This is a genomic window from Pseudomonas sp. Irchel 3A18, assembly GCF_900187465.1.
In the GTDB taxonomy this organism is placed as follows: domain Bacteria; phylum Pseudomonadota; class Gammaproteobacteria; order Pseudomonadales; family Pseudomonadaceae; genus Aquipseudomonas; species Aquipseudomonas cichorii.
This window is the reverse complement of record NZ_FYDI01000004.1, coordinates 191301-206721: the sequence shown is the minus strand read 5'-3', so window position 1 is coordinate 206721 and position 15421 is coordinate 191301. Positions and strand designations below refer to the sequence as shown.

The following is a 15421-nucleotide window of genomic DNA, read 5'->3' as shown; positions in this document are numbered from 1 at the left end:
GAATAGGGAAGGGCGATCATTTTACCTGTGCCAGAGGGCATGTAAACCGACTGGCAAAGGTCATTGGTGGTAAGTAATTGTTCGACGTGCTCGTTATTGACTCTGAACCCATTCTAGAATGCCCGATCAATTCTCAAGGAGGTCACCCATGGAGGCTCTCGACGTTTTGCTCAATCGTGTTTCGGTACCGCGATTGGTCGATCCCGCCCCGGATGCTGCACAGCGGGAAATCCTGTTTGGTGCAGCCTTGCGCTCACCCGATCATGGCCAGTTGCGGCCTTATCGTTTCATTACTGTCGAAGGTTCGGCCCGTGAGCGCATGGGCGAACTGCTGGTCGAGGCGCTGCAGGAAGGCGGTGGCGAAATCACGCCGCAGGCCTTGGACAAGGCGCGTCTCGGGCCGCTGCGTGCTCCGCTGGTGGTCGTGGTGGTTGCACGCTTGCAGGATCACTTCAAGGTGCCGCGCAAGGAGCAACTTATTACCGCTGGCTGCGCCGCGCATGCCGTGCTGCTGGCCGCTTATGCCCAGGGTGTCGGAGCGGTATGGCGTACGGGCGATCTGTCGTACTCACCCCATGTTGCCAAGGGCTTCGGACTGACCGATGACGAAGAGGTCATTGCCTTCCTGTATCTGGGCACGCCACAAAACCCGCCACGTGAAGCGCCGAAAGTGGACGTGGGTGGTTTTGTCAGCGAGTGGCAGGGCTGATGACCGGTCGCTCGGGCGAGCGACCGGAATCGATCAGTTTGTCTGCGGGTTGACAGGTTCCAGCGGTATTTCCAGTGTGGCAAGGAAGCCGCCTTCCGGGTGATTGCCCAGTGTCAGGCTGCCGCCATGACGTTCCGCCGCCCGTTTGGCGATGGCCAGGCCCAGGCCGTGGCCGGGTGCTGTCTGGCCGGGGGCGCGGTAAAACGGTTCGCCCAGTTGTGGCAGATGTTCTGCCGCGACGCCGGGGCCGCGGTCGCGCACGCTCAGTTGCACATGATTGCCCACGCGCACGGCCTGCACATCGATGGGCTGCCCCGGCGGGCTGAAGCGCAGGGCGTTGCGCAGCAGGTTGTCCACCGCACGTTCGAGCATGTCCGGCCAGCCTTGCAGTTGCAGGTTGTCCTGGACCTGAACCCTGATGTTCTGAGGCTCGTCGTCCAGTTGCGTGTCGTTTTTCAGGCGTTGCAGCATGCTACCCAGTTCCACAGGCTCCGGGCTGCCAAAGTCGGCATCCAGGCGGGCCAGTGCAAGAATCTCGCTGATGAGGGCTTCAAGGCGGTCGCATTCGCGGCCCAGGCGTGGCCAGAGTTTTTCCCGTTCGGCCGGCTCCGCTCGCTCTGCCAGTGCCAGGGCAATGCGCAGTCTGGCCAGGGGCGAGCGCAGTTCATGTGACACATCGCGAAGCAATTGACGCTGGCTGCCGATCAGGCTTTGCAGGCGTGCGCCCATGCGGTTGAAGTCGGTCGCCAGTACGCCGAACTCGTCCCGGCGGTTGGCCAGTTGCGCCAGGCTGTGCTGCTGATAGCTGGTTTGCCCCAGATCGTGCACGGCACCGCGCAGCCGACTCAGTGGCCGGGTGATGGAGAGCGTTACAAGCAGGCTGAACAGTGTCAGTACCACCAGCGCGATGCCCAGTGCGCTCAGTGGCCACATCAGGCTCTGGCGGTGCCAGTCTTCGATCTCGGGATGCGGGATGCGAAAGATCAGCAGGTAAGTGATGCCGGTACTGTCGCTGGTGTATTCGGTGGTCAGGCGACGCCATGGCAACTGGCGCGAGTCGTCCTGTTGGCGGGCTTCAAAGGCTGCTGCCCGTGGAGGAAAGGTGCCGAGCACCACAGGTTCGCCATTGTCATTGAGCACCTGCACATCGATGCGGTTACGACGCTTCACGTTCTGCAGGTAGTCCTGTGCCGTGGCTGCGCCTTGCTCCTCATAGATCTGCACCCATTTCTTCGGCAGCTCGTTCAGGACCGGGTGACGGCTGAGAATCCAGGCATCCTGATTGAGCATATGCCCAAGCAGAATCGACAGGCCTGCAACCAGGGCTATTGCTAACCAGAAGCTGGCCAGGATTCGCCAGAACAATGAACGCACAGGATGACCTCAATGGAGAAACCCGACAGGCAGGGAGCCTGTCGGGTTTGAGTTAAGTAGCAACTTGCAGTCTGGCGATTATTGCGCCTTTTTTGCCTTTTCCGCTTTCCAGGCTTTGAATTCAGCCCATTCGGCGCGGCGCTCTTCCTGTTTCTTGCGAATCTCGTCGAACTCCTTCTGCTGATCCGGCTTGAGCAGGGCGCGGATCTCGCTGTCAGTCTTGGCCCGTTTGGCGTCCAGTTCGTCTTTCATGGCTTTCTGATCTGCCGGGGACAGCTTGGCCAGGTAGCGCTCGGTGACGTCGCGGCGGTCTTTCATCTGCTCGCCCATCAATTTACCGATGTCACGGCGTTGTTCGCGAGTCAGATCCAGGTCGGCAAAAGGACCGGGACCACGTTTCATTTCCGGGCCAGGGCCGCGATGATCGCGATCCTGATGCATGCCCGGGACGTCGGCTTCCGGGCCACCAGGTGGTGGTACGGCCATGGCGACGGTAGGCAGTGCTGCTGCGAGCATCAAAGCGATGAGGGTCTTGCGCATGGTGAATCTCCTTGTCTCTGGTGCGGCTTGTTGCCGTTGGAGCCCAGTTTAGGGAGATCAAGGTCAAGGGCGGTCAGCCCTCGGTAAAGCTTGTGTAAAGCGAATCGGCACCCGCGTTTACCAGGCACCGGAGCTTTTGTTTCACAGGCTGTAGTAATAACCGCGGCTACGCAGCGCCACGATACGGGGCCGGCCATCGGCATGCGGGCCGATCTTCTTGCGCAGGTTGCTGACGTGCATGTCCAGGCTGCGGTCATACAACGTCAGTTTGCGCCCCAGGGCCAACTGCGCCAGCTCCTGCTTGTCCAGAGGCTCGCCCGGTTGACGCAGCAGCGCTTCGAGCAGGCGGCTTTCGGAAATGGTCAGGGTCAGTTCTTTTTCATCGATGCTGACCACGCCGCGCACCGGGCTGAAGCACAGGTCGCCCAGTTCAAGCTGGCTGGGGGTGGCGACCGGATGGCTGCGGCGCAGTACGGCGCGCAGCCTGGCCGTCAGTTCCCGTGGGTCGCAGGGCTTGGCCAGATAGTCGTCGGCACCCAGTTCGAGGCCGAGGATGCGGTCCAGAGGCTCGCCCCTGGCCGAGAGCATGACCACCGGAAGCTCGGGATGGTCGGTGCGAAGTTGCTTGAGCAGTTCAAGGCCGCTGCCATCGGGCAGCATCACGTCCAGCACCACGGCAGAGGGAGCGGTTTCGGCCAGTGCCCGACGCGCACTGTGACCGTCGTGACAGGCGCGGACCTGAAAACCTTCCTGGCTCAGCCAACTGCTCAGAAGCTCACATAGCTCCTGATCATCATCAATTAGTAACAGCTCGCTCATGACTCACTCAATTTAGCCATTGCTGACGTTGCTTACGTCGACCGCCGACAAATATACCGCACACCAGGGCTATTACCGCAACGCCACCGCCTGCAATGAACCATTGTTGCTGTTCGGTCAGCAAGTGTGAGGACGCGATGGATTGTGCTTCCTTGAGCTGCAGCTTGAGTCTCTGGTTCTCTTGACGCAAACGTGCCACTTGCGCGTTTTCACGCTCGGCCTCTGCATTTTGCGTCTGCCTGAGCTGTTCTTCGCGCAGGCGCTCGCTTTCCCTGAGTCGCTGTTCAAGCTCGGCAATCCGGCTGGCAGGGCTGGGCAAATGCAATGCCTGCACGTTACTGGAATCACTGGTTTCCTCGGCCTGAACCGCACTGTTTACCGCTAACACCATCATCAACAGACACAACGCACCTGGACGCATCTGAACTCCCTTGATAGAGCCGTTTCTATTCAAAATATCGATGAGGTTGTCGGCAGGGAGGCGGGAATGATGAGTATCGCGAGGCAGGAGGGTGTTGCACGATCCTGCCCTGGCGAACAGGATCGGGGGTGTTACATTTATGGCAGGACTTGCTTGAACGGCTTGACCACAACATTGCCATAGACGCCTGCTGCAACGAACGGATCGGCCTTGGCCCAGGTTTCCGCGGCGCTCAGGGACTCGAACTCGGCGACGATCAGGCTGCCGCTGAAACCCGCAGGGCCCGGATCATTGCTGTCCACGGCTGGATGTGGACCCGCCAGCACCAGACGGCCTGCATCCTTGAGGGCGATGATGCGCTCCAGGTGAGCAGGACGTACGCTCAGGCGTTTTTCCAGCGAGTCGGCAACATCTGTAGCAATGATGGCGTAGAGCATGTCAGTCCTCGGTTTTGGTAGTGGAAGAAGGGGCTGCGTCACTCAGGTGACGGCTCAGGTAGATACCTTGAGCCACCAGGAAGATCAGGGTCATGGCCAGACTGCCGAAGACTTTGAAGTCGACCCAGAAGTCCTGATAGGTAAAGGCCACATACAGATTGGCCGCACCGCAGAAAATGAAAAACAGGACCCAGGCAATGTTGAGTTTGACCCAGACTGCAGCAGGCAGGGTCAGGGCGTGGCCCATGACGCGCTGGATCAGCGGGCGATCACCGATGAAGTGGCTGCCGGCAAATGCCAGGGCAAACAGCCAGTTGACCACCGGAGCTTTCCACTTGAGGAAGGTTTCGCTGTGAAAGGCCAGGGTCAGGCTGCCGAAGACCAGGCAGGCTACCAGGGTCAGCCATTGGCTTTTTTCCAGTTTGCGCTGCTTGATGTACAGAGTCCCGTAGACGACCAGGGAGCTGGCGATCAGCATCGCGGTCGCACTGAAAATCCCGCCTAGCATGTAACTGTGGCCCAGGATGTCGACGGCGCGAGGTTCGGTCTTGTAGACGATGAAAAACAGGATCAGCGGGATGAAGTCTATGAATTGTTTCACAATGGCAGCCAGAAGCAGGATGTGACGGCATAATAACAAACATCAAAGACAGCGATAGCTCCCGAATATGAATGTTGACCTGCACTGCCACAGCACCGCGTCGGATGGCTCTCTTGCGCCAGCGGCCGTGGTGGCCCGTGCCTATGAAAACGGTGTGCGGGTTCTGTCGCTGACCGACCATGATACGGTCGAAGGCCTCGAAGAAGCCCGTGCGGCCGCGCATTCTCTGGGGATGCAACTGGTCAATGGCGTCGAGTTGTCCTGCACCTGGGGAGGCGCAACCATCCATATCCTGGGCTACGGATTCGACATGAAGGCCCCGGCGCTGGTGGAAGCAATCGAGCGTTTGCACGAAGGCCGCTGGTTGCGGGCCGAGGAAATCAGTCGCAAATTGGCGATCAAAGGTATGCCTGGGGCGCTGGAAGGTGCCCGGGCGATCCAGCAGGAACTGGGCGACAGCGGTAATGCTCCGGCCCGACCGCACTTTGCCGACTATCTGGTGCGTGCCGGTTTTGTGAAGGATCGTGCCGAAGCTTTTCGCAAATGGCTGGGGGCAGGCAAGCTGGGGGATGTGAAGCAGCATTGGCCGACTCTGGACGAAACCGTCGCCACTTTGCGGGCTTCAGGTGCCTGGGTCAGCCTCGCGCATCCATCGCATTATGACTTCACGCGCAGTAAACGGCGTAAACTGGTCGCCGATTTCATCCAGGCTGGTGGCCACGCCATCGAAGTGGTCAATGGCATGCAACCTGCCGATCAGGTCGGAACCCTGGCGATACTGGCCCGTGAGTTCGGTCTGCTGGTTACCGCCGGCAGCGATTTCCATGGCCCTGGTGCATGGTCCGAGATCGGTATATACCGGCCGTTGCCCGAGGATCTGCCGCCACTGTGGTGCAGATTCAAACATGAACAGCCTCCAGCCTCCGTCTGAACAGGAAGTTACCGTGAGTCAATTTTTCCAGGTCCACCCGGAGAACCCGCAACCGCGTCTGATCAAGCAAGCCGCGGAAATCATCAAAGCCGGCGGGCTGGTGGTGTACCCGACCGATTCGTCTTATGCGCTGGGCTGCCAGATCGGCGACAAGAGCGCCATCGAGCGCATTCGTCGTCTGCGCCAGCTGGACGACAAGCACAACTTCACCCTGATGTGCTGCGACCTGTCGCAACTGGGGCTGTTCGCCAAGGTCGATACTGGCGCTTTCCGGGCCCTCAAGACCCACACGCCGGGGCCATACACCTTCATTCTGAATGCAACCCGTGAAGTGCCGCGCCTGATCCTGCACCCAAAGCGCCGCACCATCGGTCTGCGGGTACCCAGCCATCCCATTGCTCAGGCTTTGCTGGAGCAACTGGGTGAGCCGCTGATGAGTGTCAGCCTGATCATGCCCGGCGACAGCGTGCCGCTGAGCGATCCTTATGAGATGCGCCAGATCCTGGAACATCAGGTGGATCTGATCATCGATGGCGGCATGGGCGGCATTTCGGCTTCCACCGTCATCAGCCTGGCTGACGGAGAGCCGCAGATCATCCGTGTGGGGTGCGGTGATCCGACGCCGTTCGGTGAAGAAGCGTAATGACGAACCTGGAAACGGTAGACAGCCAGGCCGATGCCCAGCAGGAGCTGCCGTTCGCACTGGTCTATGGGCAGGCGGTCACGCAAATGCCGCTGGATCTCTATATTCCGCCGGATGCTCTGGAAGTTTTTCTCGAAGCCTTCGAGGGGCCGCTTGACCTGCTGCTGTACCTGATCCGCAAACAGAACATCGATATCCTCGACATCCCGGTAGCGGAAATCACCCGCCAGTACATGGGGTATGTCGAGCTGATGAAAACCGTGCGTCTGGAACTGGCCGCGGAATACCTGGTGATGGCCGCGATGCTGGCCGAGATCAAGTCGCGCATGCTGCTGCCGCGTTCGGCAGAAGTGGAAGAGGATGAAGAGGACCCTCGTGCCGAGCTTATCCGTCGTCTTCAGGAGTACGAGCGTTTCAAGGCAGCGGCTGAAGGGATCGATGGCTTGCTGCGGGTCGGGCGCGATGTGATCGTGCCCAAACTCGATGCCCCCGAAGCGAGGGCGCGCAAGCTGTTGCCGGACGTCAGCCTGGAAGAAGTGCTGATGTCCATGGCCGAGGTGCTGCACCGGGGCGACATGTTTGAAAGCCATCAGGTCAGCCGTGAGGCATTATCGACCCGCGAGCGCATGAGTGATGTGCTGGAGCGGCTCAAGGGCGGCGGTTTTGTGCCTTTTGCCGAATTGTTCACCGCTGAAGAAGGGCGGCTTGGTGTTGTAGTGACGTTCATGGCCGTGCTTGAGCTGGTCAAGGAGTCTCTGGTCGAGCTGGTCCAAAACGAGCCCTTTGCGGCGATCCATGTCCGGGCGCGAGCCGAGTAGAGCAAGAACTGAATCATGAACCTCAATGAACCTCGCGAACTGGCACCCTTGCTTGAAGCATTTCTGCTGGCTTCTGGAAAGCCGCAGACGCTGGAGCGCTTGTACGAGCTGTTCGAGGAAGGCGAGCGCCCGGAGCCGCCGGTCTTCAAGAAGGCTTTGCAAGTGCTGAGCAAGTCCTGTGAAGGCCGTGCTTTCGAGCTCAAGGAAGTGGCCTCGGGCTATCGCTTGCAGATTCGCGAGCGTTTTTCACCCTGGGTCGGGCGTTTGTGGGAAGAGCGCCCGCAACGTTATTCCCGAGCCATGCTGGAAACCCTGGCGCTGATTGCCTATCGTCAGCCGATTACCCGTGGCGAGATCGAGGACGTACGTGGCGTTGCGGTCAACAGCCATATCGTCAAGACGCTGCTGGAGCGTGAGTGGATCAGGGTCGTCGGTTATCGTGATGTGCCCGGCAAGCCGGCGATGTTTGCGACCACCAAGGGCTTTCTCGATCACTTCAACCTCAAGAGTCTCGAAGAGCTGCCACCGCTGGCCGATTTGCGTGAGATGGAGTCCGAACCGGTGCTTGAGTTCGACGATGCGCCAGTCCCGGCGCATTTGCAGGCTCTGGCCGATGCCAGCCTGGATGTCGATGAAGATGAGCCTGAATCGCCACGGGATGAAACCAGCTTCCGCAGCCTGCTGCTTGAACTCGACTCCATGGAGCAGGGTCTGAAGACTGACTTTGATGATCTGTTGGTCGATGAGCCCGATAAAGAGCCTGAAGACGATGTTTGACGGTGGAGTTCTACAAACTGTGTGCGAATTCATTCGCGAAAAGGCCCTATGAGCAGCACCAGGAACCCCTGTATCAGCCTCTGCAAGTTTGACGACGACATCTGTCTGGGATGCGGTCGCAGCAAGCGGGAGATCAAGGCCTGGAAAAAACTCGACAAGGACGACAAGCGGCTCGTTCTGGCCGAGTCGGCCATGCGTCTGGCGAAGCTGAAGACCACCGGTCGCAAAAAGAAGAAGTGACTGGCAGATTTTCAACCGGGCCTGGATGCGCAACCGGCTGCATGAGCGTATGATTCGTGACCCTTTGGCGAATCCGCTTCGCCCAGGCTCAAAGTATTTCGCCTTGCGGCTATCCACAGCGCGCAGGGCAGCAGGTCTTGCCGGTCCTCGGCAAGCCCTGATTCGACACACCGGGAGGTGCCCAGATGAGTGAAAAAGACACGCAGGACAGCCAGGAAATCGGACCCGCAGGTGAAAAACTGCAGAAGGTTCTGGCACGTATTGGCGTCGGTTCGCGTCGTGACGTCGAGGCCTGGATCAGCCAGGGCCGCATCAAGGTCAATGGCCGCGACGCCACCCTTGGTCAGCGCGTCGACATGCATGACGCCATTACCGTTGACGGTCGCGTCATCAAGCGCGAAGAGGCTGCCGAAACGGTACGCCGCGTCATCATGTACAACAAGCCGGATGGCGAGATCTGCACCCGTGACGACCCTGAAGGCCGACCAACGGTTTTCGACCGTCTGCCGCGTCCCAAAGAAGGCCGCTGGATCAATATCGGTCGCCTGGACATCAACACCACCGGTCTGCTGATGTTCACCACCGATGGTGAGCTGGCCAACCGCCTGATGCACCCGTCCTTCGAGATGGACCGCGAATATGCGGTACGTGTGCGTGGCGAAGTCGATGACGACATGCTGCTGCGTCTCAAGAACGGCGTGATCCTCGAAGACGGTCCTGCACGTTTCACCGATATTCAACAGGCGCCGGGCGGTGAAGGTTTCAACCACTGGTATCACTGCGTGGTGATGGAAGGCCGTAACCGTGAAGTGCGTCGTCTCTGGGAGTCCCAGGGCCTGGTGGTCAGCCGCCTCAAGCGCGTTCGTTACGGGCCGGTATTCCTCAACTCGGACCTGCCGATGGGCCGCTGGCGCGAAATGAGCCAGTACGAAGTCGACGTCCTGGCTGCCGAAGTCGGCCTTACGCCTGTGGCTCAGCCGCAGATGAACGCCAAGACCAAGGACAAGCTGGAGCGTTTGCAGCGTCAGTCGTCCCGCCCACTGGGCAAGGGCGAGCGCGTACGGAACCTGCGTCCTGCCAATGGCGCACCGGCCACCGGCGAGCGCGCACCGCGTCAGCCGCAAGTCACCGGCAGCGATCGTGATCGTCCACGTGGCGATTCCACGCAGCGTCCACCGCGCAAGGATTCGGGCAAGCCAGGTTCGCGTTCGCCGCGTCCTGCCGAGAACAGCCGTGGTACACCGGTTGCCGAGCGTCCAAGTGATGTGAGCAAGCGTCCAGCCAAGCCTTCGCCAAAGCGCGCCGGTATCAAGCTGGTCGATGACGATGCTCCATCGGGCAAGCGTCGTGGTCCACCGGCCGGTTCCGGTCAGCGTCCTGGCTTTGGCCGTCGCAAGCCGCAGTAAGTCTTGATGTAAATAAAAAACGCCGGTTTCGACTGGCGTTTTTTTATGGCTTTCATTTAATGAAAGAGGCGAGGTCAGGCCTTGTTTGACGTTATTGCGTCAGGTTATTTACCCGTCATGGAGTAGATTAATCTGGTAAATGATTCTTGTTACTCCAGGTGCGGCTAAACAGACAGAAAATCAATTGTTTGCAGTTTTTTAGGCTGATACCTGAAAAGTTGGACAACCCCTGAAAATCAGCTCTTTCGGCTTTTTTCTTACCTGCCTTTCCAGTGTAAACTTGCCGCTCGCGCTCAAGTGCATTCAGGTCCAGCTAAAAATGACGCAGATTTCCGAACGCTTTCTGGTACAGGCTCACCTCGATGCCAAGCAGCCCAAAGCGTTGAGTATTGAAGAACAGGCCCATTACCGCGCCGAAATCGCTGCCGAACTCAAGGCGCGGGATGCGGTGCTCGTCGCCCACTATTACTGTGATCCGGTCATTCAGGCCCTGGCCGAAGAAACCGGCGGTTGCGTGGCCGACTCTCTGGAAATGGCACGCTTCAGCAATAACCATTCAGCCAGTACCGTGCTGGTAGCTGGCGTGCGTTTCATGGGCGAAACTGCCAAGATCCTCAATCCGGAAAAACGGGTATTCATGCCGACGCTTGAAGCCACCTGTTCCCTGGATGTCGGCTGTCCTGTCGACGAGTTCTCTTCCTTCTGTGATCAGCACCCTGACCGCACCGTGGTGGTTTACGCCAACACATCGGCCGCTGTCAAAGCCCGCGCCGACTGGGTTGTAACGTCAGGCTGTGCGCTGGAGATCGTCGAAAGCCTGATGGATAACGGCGAGAAAATCATCTGGGCGCCGGACAAGCACCTGGGACGCTATATCCAGCGTGAAACCGGTGCCGACATGCTGCTCTGGGACGGTGCCTGTATCGTTCACGAAGAGTTCAAGTCCAAGCAGTTGCAAGACATGAAGGCGCTGTATCCGGAAGCTGCCGTGCTGGTCCATCCCGAGTCGCCTGAGGAGGTCATTGCCCTGGCCGATGCGGTGGGCTCCACCAGCCAGATTATCGCCGCCGCCCAGCGCATGCCCAACAAGACCTTTATCGTGGCCACCGACCGAGGCATCTTCTACAAGATGCAGCAGTTGTGCCCGGACAAGATCTTCATCGAGGCGCCAACGGCCGGTAATGGCGCGGCGTGCCGCAGTTGCGCTCATTGCCCCTGGATGGCGATGAACACCCTTGAGCGCACCTTGCAGTGCCTGCGTGAGGGTAGCAACGAGATATTCGTCGAGCCTGCGGTAATCCCCCATGCCGTGCGTCCTCTGCAACGGATGCTGGATTTCACTCAGGCGGCTCGCCTGAAACAGGCAGGCAATGCCTGACAGATGTGCCTGAAATAAAAATCCCGGCCATCGTGCCGGGATTTTTTTCGGGGGAGAGAGGGGTGAACAATCAGTTCATCATGTCCTTGACCATTCGTTCCTGTTCGATCAGGTCTTTCTGCCGGGCATCGATCCGGGAAGCCAGCTGGAAGTTGTTGCTGGCACGACGCTTGGCGAAATCCAGTTGCTGAATGGCCTGCCGGAAGTCGCCGACCAGGGCGAAGTATTCGGCGCGGGCCTGATGCAGGCCGATGGTGTTGCCATTCAGGCCCCTTGTTTCGGCCACTACGTACCAGATGTCCGGATCGTCTGAGCGGGTCTTGAGCAGCGCTTCCAGTGCTTTTTCGGCTTCTGCGGTGCGGTTCTGCTTGAGCAGCACGTCGATCCGCACATCGTTCAGGGGATAGTTGTTCGGATACAGCGTGAGCATCCGGTCAACCCGTTGCTGGGCATCTGCCAGACGATTGTTGGTGATGTCCAGATCGATCTGGGTCAGGTTGTAGGTGATGTCGTTGGGCGCCTTGGCCAAGAGCGGCTTGAGCTCTTCACGGGCTTCATTGAGCTGCCCGGCCTTGATCTGCGCGATTGCCAGCCCGTAGCGTGCCGAATCGGAGTTGGGGTTTTCAACCAGTTGGGCGCGGAAGCGCTTGGCGGAGATCCCCGGGGTTTCCTCATAGATCAGCGCGACCCTGGCCCGCATCAGTTGATAGAGAAGGCTGTCTTCCTTGCCGCCCGGTTTGGCCTGCTCGGCGCGGTTGCGGGTGTCGGCGATACGCGATTCGCTGACCGGGTGAGTCAGCAGGAATTCCGGTGGTCTGGCATCGAATCGATACTGGCGCATGAGACGCTCGAACATGGTCGGCATGTTGCGAGGGTCATACCCGGCTTTTTCCAGGTTCATGATGCCGATGCGATCCGCTTCCTGTTCGTTCTGGCGCGAGAATCGGCGCTGCTCCTGGATCGCAGCGGCCTGTGAACCGGCAATGGCTGCGATGCCGGCATCACCCGCACCTGCTGCGGCCATGACGATACCGGCCAGCATGGCGGCCATTACGGGAACCTGCATGCGCTGCTGGGCTTCGACACCACGGGCAAAGTGGCGCTGTGACAGGTGAGCCAGTTCGTGGGCCATGACCGAGGCATATTCGCCTTCGGTCTGGGCGTTGAGAAACAGTCCGCCGTTGACCCCGATGATCCCACCGGGCGCCGCAAAGGCGTTCAGTTGTGGGCTGTTGATGAGGATGAACTCAAGGCGCCGGTCCTGGACCTGACTGGTTTCGGCGAGGCGATAGACCGATGTTTCGACGAAGTCCTTGAGCTGCGGGTCGGACAGTTGACCCACCTGGGCACGCAGCATGCCCAGCCAGGCACGGCCCAGCTGGTGCTCCTGTTCGGGCGAAACGATGGAAGAGCTGGCGTCGCCAAGAGATGGTAAATCATCAGCCATGCTCGGCGTGGCGAGCAGGCAGGCGAGCGTGAGCAGTGTAGGACGCAGGAAATTCATGCACGAGGCTCTAGGCTGGAGAACGCTTACTGTAGCTGGCTCAATGGCGTGCTGACCAGAGTGAGGTATTCTTCTCGTTCTGTCTGAAATGTCTGCATGCATTTTTTCGAATACTTTTTAACTTGATGTGTCCGCCTGGAGAGAAACGATGTCTGACGCTGTAACGCGCCCCGAGGTCTGCGATGCCGAACTCGATGCCTGTGGCCTCAATTGCCCGTTGCCGCTGCTCAAGGCCAAGATGGAACTCAATCGCCTGCCCAGTGGTGCGGTTCTGAAAGTCATTGCGACCGACGCGGGATCGCAGCGTGATTTCAGAACCTTTGCCAGGCTGGCAGGCCATGTATTGCTGCATGAAGAGGCCAATGAAGGCATCTACAGCTATTGGTTGCGCAAGGCGTAAATCACAGCCCGTTTTTTCTCGAAAGGATGTTTGATGTTCAAGGTGCTTCGCAATTGGGTGCAGCTGTATTTCTCCGATGAGGAAGCGGTTGTACTGGCAGTCCTGCTGTTTCTGGCATTCACCCTGGTCCTGACACTGGGAGGCATGCTGGCTCCTGTTCTGGCCGGGCTGGTTCTGGCGTTTCTGATGCAGGGCGTTGTCAACTTTCTGGAACGCCTGCGCATGCCGGAAGTGGGGGCGGTCGGTCTGGTATTCGCCCTGTTCATCGGCGTGTTGCTGGTCTTCCTGCTGGTGCTGGTCCCGTTGCTCTGGCATCAGTTGATCACCCTGTTCAACGAGTTGCCGGGCATGCTCGCCAAATGGCAGTCGCTCCTGTTGTTGCTGCCGGAGCGTTACCCGCACCTGGTTTCGGACGTGCAAGTGCTGCAAGCCATCGAAGCGGCTCGTGGCGAAATCGGCAAGATCGGCCAACTGGCGCTGACGTTTTCCCTGTCCAGCCTGCCATTGCTGGTCAACCTCATGATCTATCTGGTTCTGGTGCCCATCCTGGTGTTCTTTTTCCTCAAGGACCGCCAGATGATCGGCCGCTGGGTACGTGGCTATCTGCCTCGTGAGCGTGCCTTGCTGACCCGTGTCGCCGAGGAAATGAATCGCCAGATCGCTAACTACATTCGTGGCAAGGTCATCGAGATCTTCATCTGTGGCGGCGTGACCTACGTGGCATTTGTGGCGCTTGGCCTCAACTACGCCGCGCTGCTGGCGATGCTGGTGGGTGTGTCGGTGGTCGTGCCTTATGTGGGCGCGGTGGTGGTCACGGTGCCGGTGGCGCTGATCGGTCTGTTTCAATGGGGCTGGGGTGATCAGTTCATCTATCTGATGATGGTGCACGGCATCATTCAGGCGCTGGACGGTAACGTGCTGGTGCCGCTGCTGTTCTCGGAGGCCGTCAATCTGCATCCGGTGGCGATCATCTGCGCCGTGCTGCTGTTTGGCGGGCTGTGGGGCTTCTGGGGGATATTCTTTGCGATTCCGCTGGCGACCCTGTTCAAGGCCGTTCTCGACGCCTGGCCGCGCAATGAGCCGAGCGTAGCGCCGATGTTGTAGCGATTGCTGCGGCGTATTGCGCGCCGCAGCAAGGTGGCCGGATGATCAGGCCTTGTTCAGGGCCTGAGCTTCTGCCAGTACTTCGTCCACGTGGCCCGGGACTTTCACGCCACGCCATTCCTTGCGCAGTACGCCATTCCTGTCGATCAGGAAGGTGCTGCGATCAACGCCCAGATATTCCTTGCCATAAAGCTTCTTGAGCTTGATGACGTCGAACAACTGGCACAGGGCTTCGTCCTTGTCGGAAATCAGCTCGAAGGGAAACTCCTGCTTGGCCTTGAAGTTCTCGTGGGCCTTGAGGCTGTCGCGCGATACGCCGAAAACCACAGTATTGGCCGCCTGGAACTGCGCGATGCTGTCACGGAAGTTCTGGCCCTGGGTGGTGCAGCCCGGCGTATTGTCCTTGGGGTAGAAATAAATGACGACCTGCTGGCCCTTGAGCCCGGCAAGGCTGACAGCCTGCCCGCTGGTGGCGGGGGCCTGGAAATCGGGAACGGGTTGATCTACTGCTACTGCCATGAGAACTCCTTACATGGGGGCTTGCGGGCGCCATGGTTCGATCAGCGCATCGAGGTTCAGTGCGTCGGCGAAGTCCAGGAACTGGTCGCGCAACCAGCTGATCTGGGTGCCTGCCGGCAGCGTGACCGTGAACGTCGCGTTGAGCATGGTGCCACCGGTCTGCGGAGCCAGGTAGGTATCGCAGATCAGGTTTTCCAGCTCGACGTTGTGGTCGATGAAGAACTGGCACAGTTCGTTGATGATGTCCGGACGATAGGCCGAGCTGACGTACGCCACGTAAGGCAGGGCTTCAGGACGGCTTTCGAGCGTGGCGCTGCGCACGACACTGATGGTGAAGGCGTGCTTTTTCGACAGCCCCGGCAGGCCTGTCTCGAGACGGGCCAGGGCATCCCAGCTACCAGAGACCTGGAGGATCAGCGCGCTGCACTCACCGTGACGGGTCAGGCGGGAGCTGACGACCGAGCAGCGGTTTTCATGGCTGGCGCGGCACAGGACGTTGGTCAGCTCCATAGGGTTTGCGCCAAGGGCACTGATAACAAGGAATTGTTCGCGAACTGTGGGGGTGGACGACATGCAGCATTCCTAAGCGATGAGCGGTCGGTACTTTTTGGGCTCTGCCGGGCTGTTTCGACGATCGTGAGCGCAAGGTACCAACCCGGGCCCCGTCGTTGAACGCCTGCATGGCACGGCCATGGTAGGGCTGCAACGCGCTGGCACAAGGGGGTTGGCGACAAAAAACGATCGATTGAACGAGGTGCGCAGATGACCAGTAACGATCAAAGGACGAAGGGTAGCGAAAA

At 59.4% G+C, this 15421-nt stretch carries 19 protein-coding genes; 10 read left to right on the top strand and 9 right to left on the bottom strand.

Annotated features, from left to right (window positions below; translation table 11 throughout):
* The first annotated feature begins 148 nt into the window (after positions 1-148).
* Entirely contained in the window at positions 149-709 is a 561-nt protein-coding gene (locus CKW23_RS09270; RefSeq protein WP_095067471.1) for a nitroreductase family protein, read from the top strand.
* A 33-nt stretch (positions 710-742) separates the two neighbouring features.
* Here the strand turns inward: CKW23_RS09270 and CKW23_RS09265 are convergent, their stop codons facing one another.
* From CKW23_RS09265 to CKW23_RS09240, 6 genes are all read right to left on the bottom strand, one after another.
* Complete coding sequence (locus CKW23_RS09265) at positions 743-2083, bottom strand: HAMP domain-containing sensor histidine kinase (protein WP_095067470.1); 1341 nt, start codon at positions 2081-2083, stop codon at positions 743-745.
* Positions 2084-2161: 78 nt separating this feature from the next.
* A complete protein-coding gene (locus tag CKW23_RS09260) occupies positions 2162-2623 on the bottom strand; it encodes an LTXXQ domain-containing protein (RefSeq protein WP_095067469.1) in 462 nt (153 codons plus the stop codon).
* Positions 2624-2764: 141 nt separating this feature from the next.
* Positions 2765-3442, bottom strand: a complete 678-nt coding sequence (locus CKW23_RS09255; protein WP_025261220.1) for a response regulator transcription factor — start codon at positions 3440-3442, stop codon at positions 2765-2767.
* A gap of 7 nt (positions 3443-3449) precedes the next feature.
* On the bottom strand, positions 3450-3863 hold the full coding sequence (locus tag CKW23_RS09250) for a translation initiation factor 2 (protein WP_095067468.1): 414 nt from the start codon (positions 3861-3863) through the stop codon (positions 3450-3452).
* A gap of 137 nt (positions 3864-4000) precedes the next feature.
* The gene (locus CKW23_RS09245; RefSeq protein WP_025261218.1) at positions 4001-4300 is read right to left on the bottom strand and encodes a YciI family protein; all 300 of its coding nucleotides are present in this window, start codon (positions 4298-4300) and stop codon (positions 4001-4003) included.
* Between the two features lies 1 nt (position 4301).
* Positions 4302-4901 (bottom strand): septation protein A, encoded by a 600-nt coding sequence (locus tag CKW23_RS09240; protein ID WP_095067559.1) that lies wholly within the window; start codon positions 4899-4901, stop codon positions 4302-4304.
* Between the two features lie 67 nt (positions 4902-4968).
* On the opposite strand from CKW23_RS09240, the gene CKW23_RS09235 reads away from it, so the two are divergent.
* The 7 genes from CKW23_RS09235 (at position 4969) to nadA (ending at position 11094) form a co-directional block, all read left to right on the top strand.
* Positions 4969-5832, top strand: coding sequence for a PHP domain-containing protein (locus CKW23_RS09235; protein ID WP_025261216.1), 864 nt, complete (start codon positions 4969-4971; stop codon positions 5830-5832).
* A gap of 13 nt (positions 5833-5845) precedes the next feature.
* On the top strand, positions 5846-6475 hold the full coding sequence (locus CKW23_RS09230; RefSeq protein ID WP_025261215.1) for an L-threonylcarbamoyladenylate synthase: 630 nt from the start codon (positions 5846-5848) through the stop codon (positions 6473-6475).
* 119 nt (positions 6476-6594) lie between these two features.
* The gene (locus CKW23_RS09225) at positions 6595-7293 is read left to right on the top strand and encodes a ScpA family protein (protein WP_176767540.1); all 699 of its coding nucleotides are present in this window, start codon (positions 6595-6597) and stop codon (positions 7291-7293) included.
* A 15-nt stretch (positions 7294-7308) separates the two neighbouring features.
* On the top strand, positions 7309-8070 hold the full coding sequence (gene scpB, locus CKW23_RS09220) for an SMC-Scp complex subunit ScpB (protein WP_025261213.1): 762 nt from the start codon (positions 7309-7311) through the stop codon (positions 8068-8070).
* 48 nt (positions 8071-8118) lie between these two features.
* The gene (locus CKW23_RS09215; RefSeq protein ID WP_095067467.1) at positions 8119-8310 is read left to right on the top strand and encodes a DUF1289 domain-containing protein; all 192 of its coding nucleotides are present in this window, start codon (positions 8119-8121) and stop codon (positions 8308-8310) included.
* Positions 8311-8495: 185 nt separating this feature from the next.
* Entirely contained in the window at positions 8496-9716 is a 1221-nt protein-coding gene (rluB, locus tag CKW23_RS09210) for a 23S rRNA pseudouridine(2605) synthase RluB (RefSeq protein WP_025261211.1), read from the top strand.
* A 319-nt stretch (positions 9717-10035) separates the two neighbouring features.
* Positions 10036-11094 carry a quinolinate synthase NadA gene (gene nadA, locus CKW23_RS09205; RefSeq protein WP_095067466.1) on the top strand — a complete coding sequence of 353 codons (1059 nt, stop codon included), beginning with the start codon at positions 10036-10038 and terminating at the stop codon, positions 11092-11094.
* A 70-nt stretch (positions 11095-11164) separates the two neighbouring features.
* Here nadA and CKW23_RS09200 read toward each other — a convergent pair whose 3' ends face one another.
* Positions 11165-12598, bottom strand: a complete 1434-nt coding sequence (locus tag CKW23_RS09200) for a M48 family metalloprotease (protein WP_025261209.1) — start codon at positions 12596-12598, stop codon at positions 11165-11167.
* A 148-nt stretch (positions 12599-12746) separates the two neighbouring features.
* Here CKW23_RS09200 and CKW23_RS09195 point away from each other — a divergent pair, with 148 nt between their 5' ends.
* Entirely contained in the window at positions 12747-12998 is a 252-nt protein-coding gene (locus tag CKW23_RS09195; RefSeq protein WP_025261208.1) for a sulfurtransferase TusA family protein, read from the top strand.
* Between the two features lie 33 nt (positions 12999-13031).
* Positions 13032-14102, top strand: a complete 1071-nt coding sequence (locus CKW23_RS09190) for an AI-2E family transporter (protein WP_025261207.1) — start codon at positions 13032-13034, stop codon at positions 14100-14102.
* Positions 14103-14147: 45 nt separating this feature from the next.
* On the opposite strand, the gene CKW23_RS09185 is transcribed toward CKW23_RS09190, so the two are convergent.
* Both CKW23_RS09185 and CKW23_RS09180 read right to left on the bottom strand, forming a co-directional pair.
* Positions 14148-14621 carry a peroxiredoxin gene (locus tag CKW23_RS09185; RefSeq protein WP_095067465.1) on the bottom strand — a complete coding sequence of 158 codons (474 nt, stop codon included), beginning with the start codon at positions 14619-14621 and terminating at the stop codon, positions 14148-14150.
* 9 nt (positions 14622-14630) lie between these two features.
* The gene (locus CKW23_RS09180) at positions 14631-15194 is read right to left on the bottom strand and encodes a glycine cleavage system protein R (RefSeq protein ID WP_025261205.1); all 564 of its coding nucleotides are present in this window, start codon (positions 15192-15194) and stop codon (positions 14631-14633) included.
* Positions 15195-15421: the final 227 nt, after the last annotated feature.

Coding starts and splice junctions, on each gene's coding strand:
- CKW23_RS09270 (WP_095067471.1), top strand. CDS start 149: ATGGAGGCTCTCGACGTTTTGCTCAATCGTGTTTCGGTACCGCGATTG.
- CKW23_RS09260 (WP_095067469.1), bottom strand. CDS start 2,623: ATGCGCAAGACCCTCATCGCTTTGATGCTCGCAGCAGCACTGCCTACC.
- CKW23_RS09255 (WP_025261220.1), bottom strand. CDS start 3,442: ATGAGCGAGCTGTTACTAATTGATGATGATCAGGAGCTATGTGAGCTT.
- CKW23_RS09250 (WP_095067468.1), bottom strand. CDS start 3,863: ATGCGTCCAGGTGCGTTGTGTCTGTTGATGATGGTGTTAGCGGTAAAC.
- CKW23_RS09245 (WP_025261218.1), bottom strand. CDS start 4,300: ATGCTCTACGCCATCATTGCTACAGATGTTGCCGACTCGCTGGAAAAA.
- CKW23_RS09235 (WP_025261216.1), top strand. CDS start 4,969: ATGAATGTTGACCTGCACTGCCACAGCACCGCGTCGGATGGCTCTCTT.
- scpB (WP_025261213.1), top strand. CDS start 7,309: ATGAACCTCAATGAACCTCGCGAACTGGCACCCTTGCTTGAAGCATTT.
- CKW23_RS09215 (WP_095067467.1), top strand. CDS start 8,119: ATGAGCAGCACCAGGAACCCCTGTATCAGCCTCTGCAAGTTTGACGAC.
- rluB (WP_025261211.1), top strand. CDS start 8,496: ATGAGTGAAAAAGACACGCAGGACAGCCAGGAAATCGGACCCGCAGGT.
- nadA (WP_095067466.1), top strand. CDS start 10,036: ATGACGCAGATTTCCGAACGCTTTCTGGTACAGGCTCACCTCGATGCC.
- CKW23_RS09200 (WP_025261209.1), bottom strand. CDS start 12,598: ATGAATTTCCTGCGTCCTACACTGCTCACGCTCGCCTGCCTGCTCGCC.
- CKW23_RS09195 (WP_025261208.1), top strand. CDS start 12,747: ATGTCTGACGCTGTAACGCGCCCCGAGGTCTGCGATGCCGAACTCGAT.
- CKW23_RS09190 (WP_025261207.1), top strand. CDS start 13,032: ATGTTCAAGGTGCTTCGCAATTGGGTGCAGCTGTATTTCTCCGATGAG.
- CKW23_RS09185 (WP_095067465.1), bottom strand. CDS start 14,621: ATGGCAGTAGCAGTAGATCAACCCGTTCCCGATTTCCAGGCCCCCGCC.
- CKW23_RS09180 (WP_025261205.1), bottom strand. CDS start 15,194: ATGTCGTCCACCCCCACAGTTCGCGAACAATTCCTTGTTATCAGTGCC.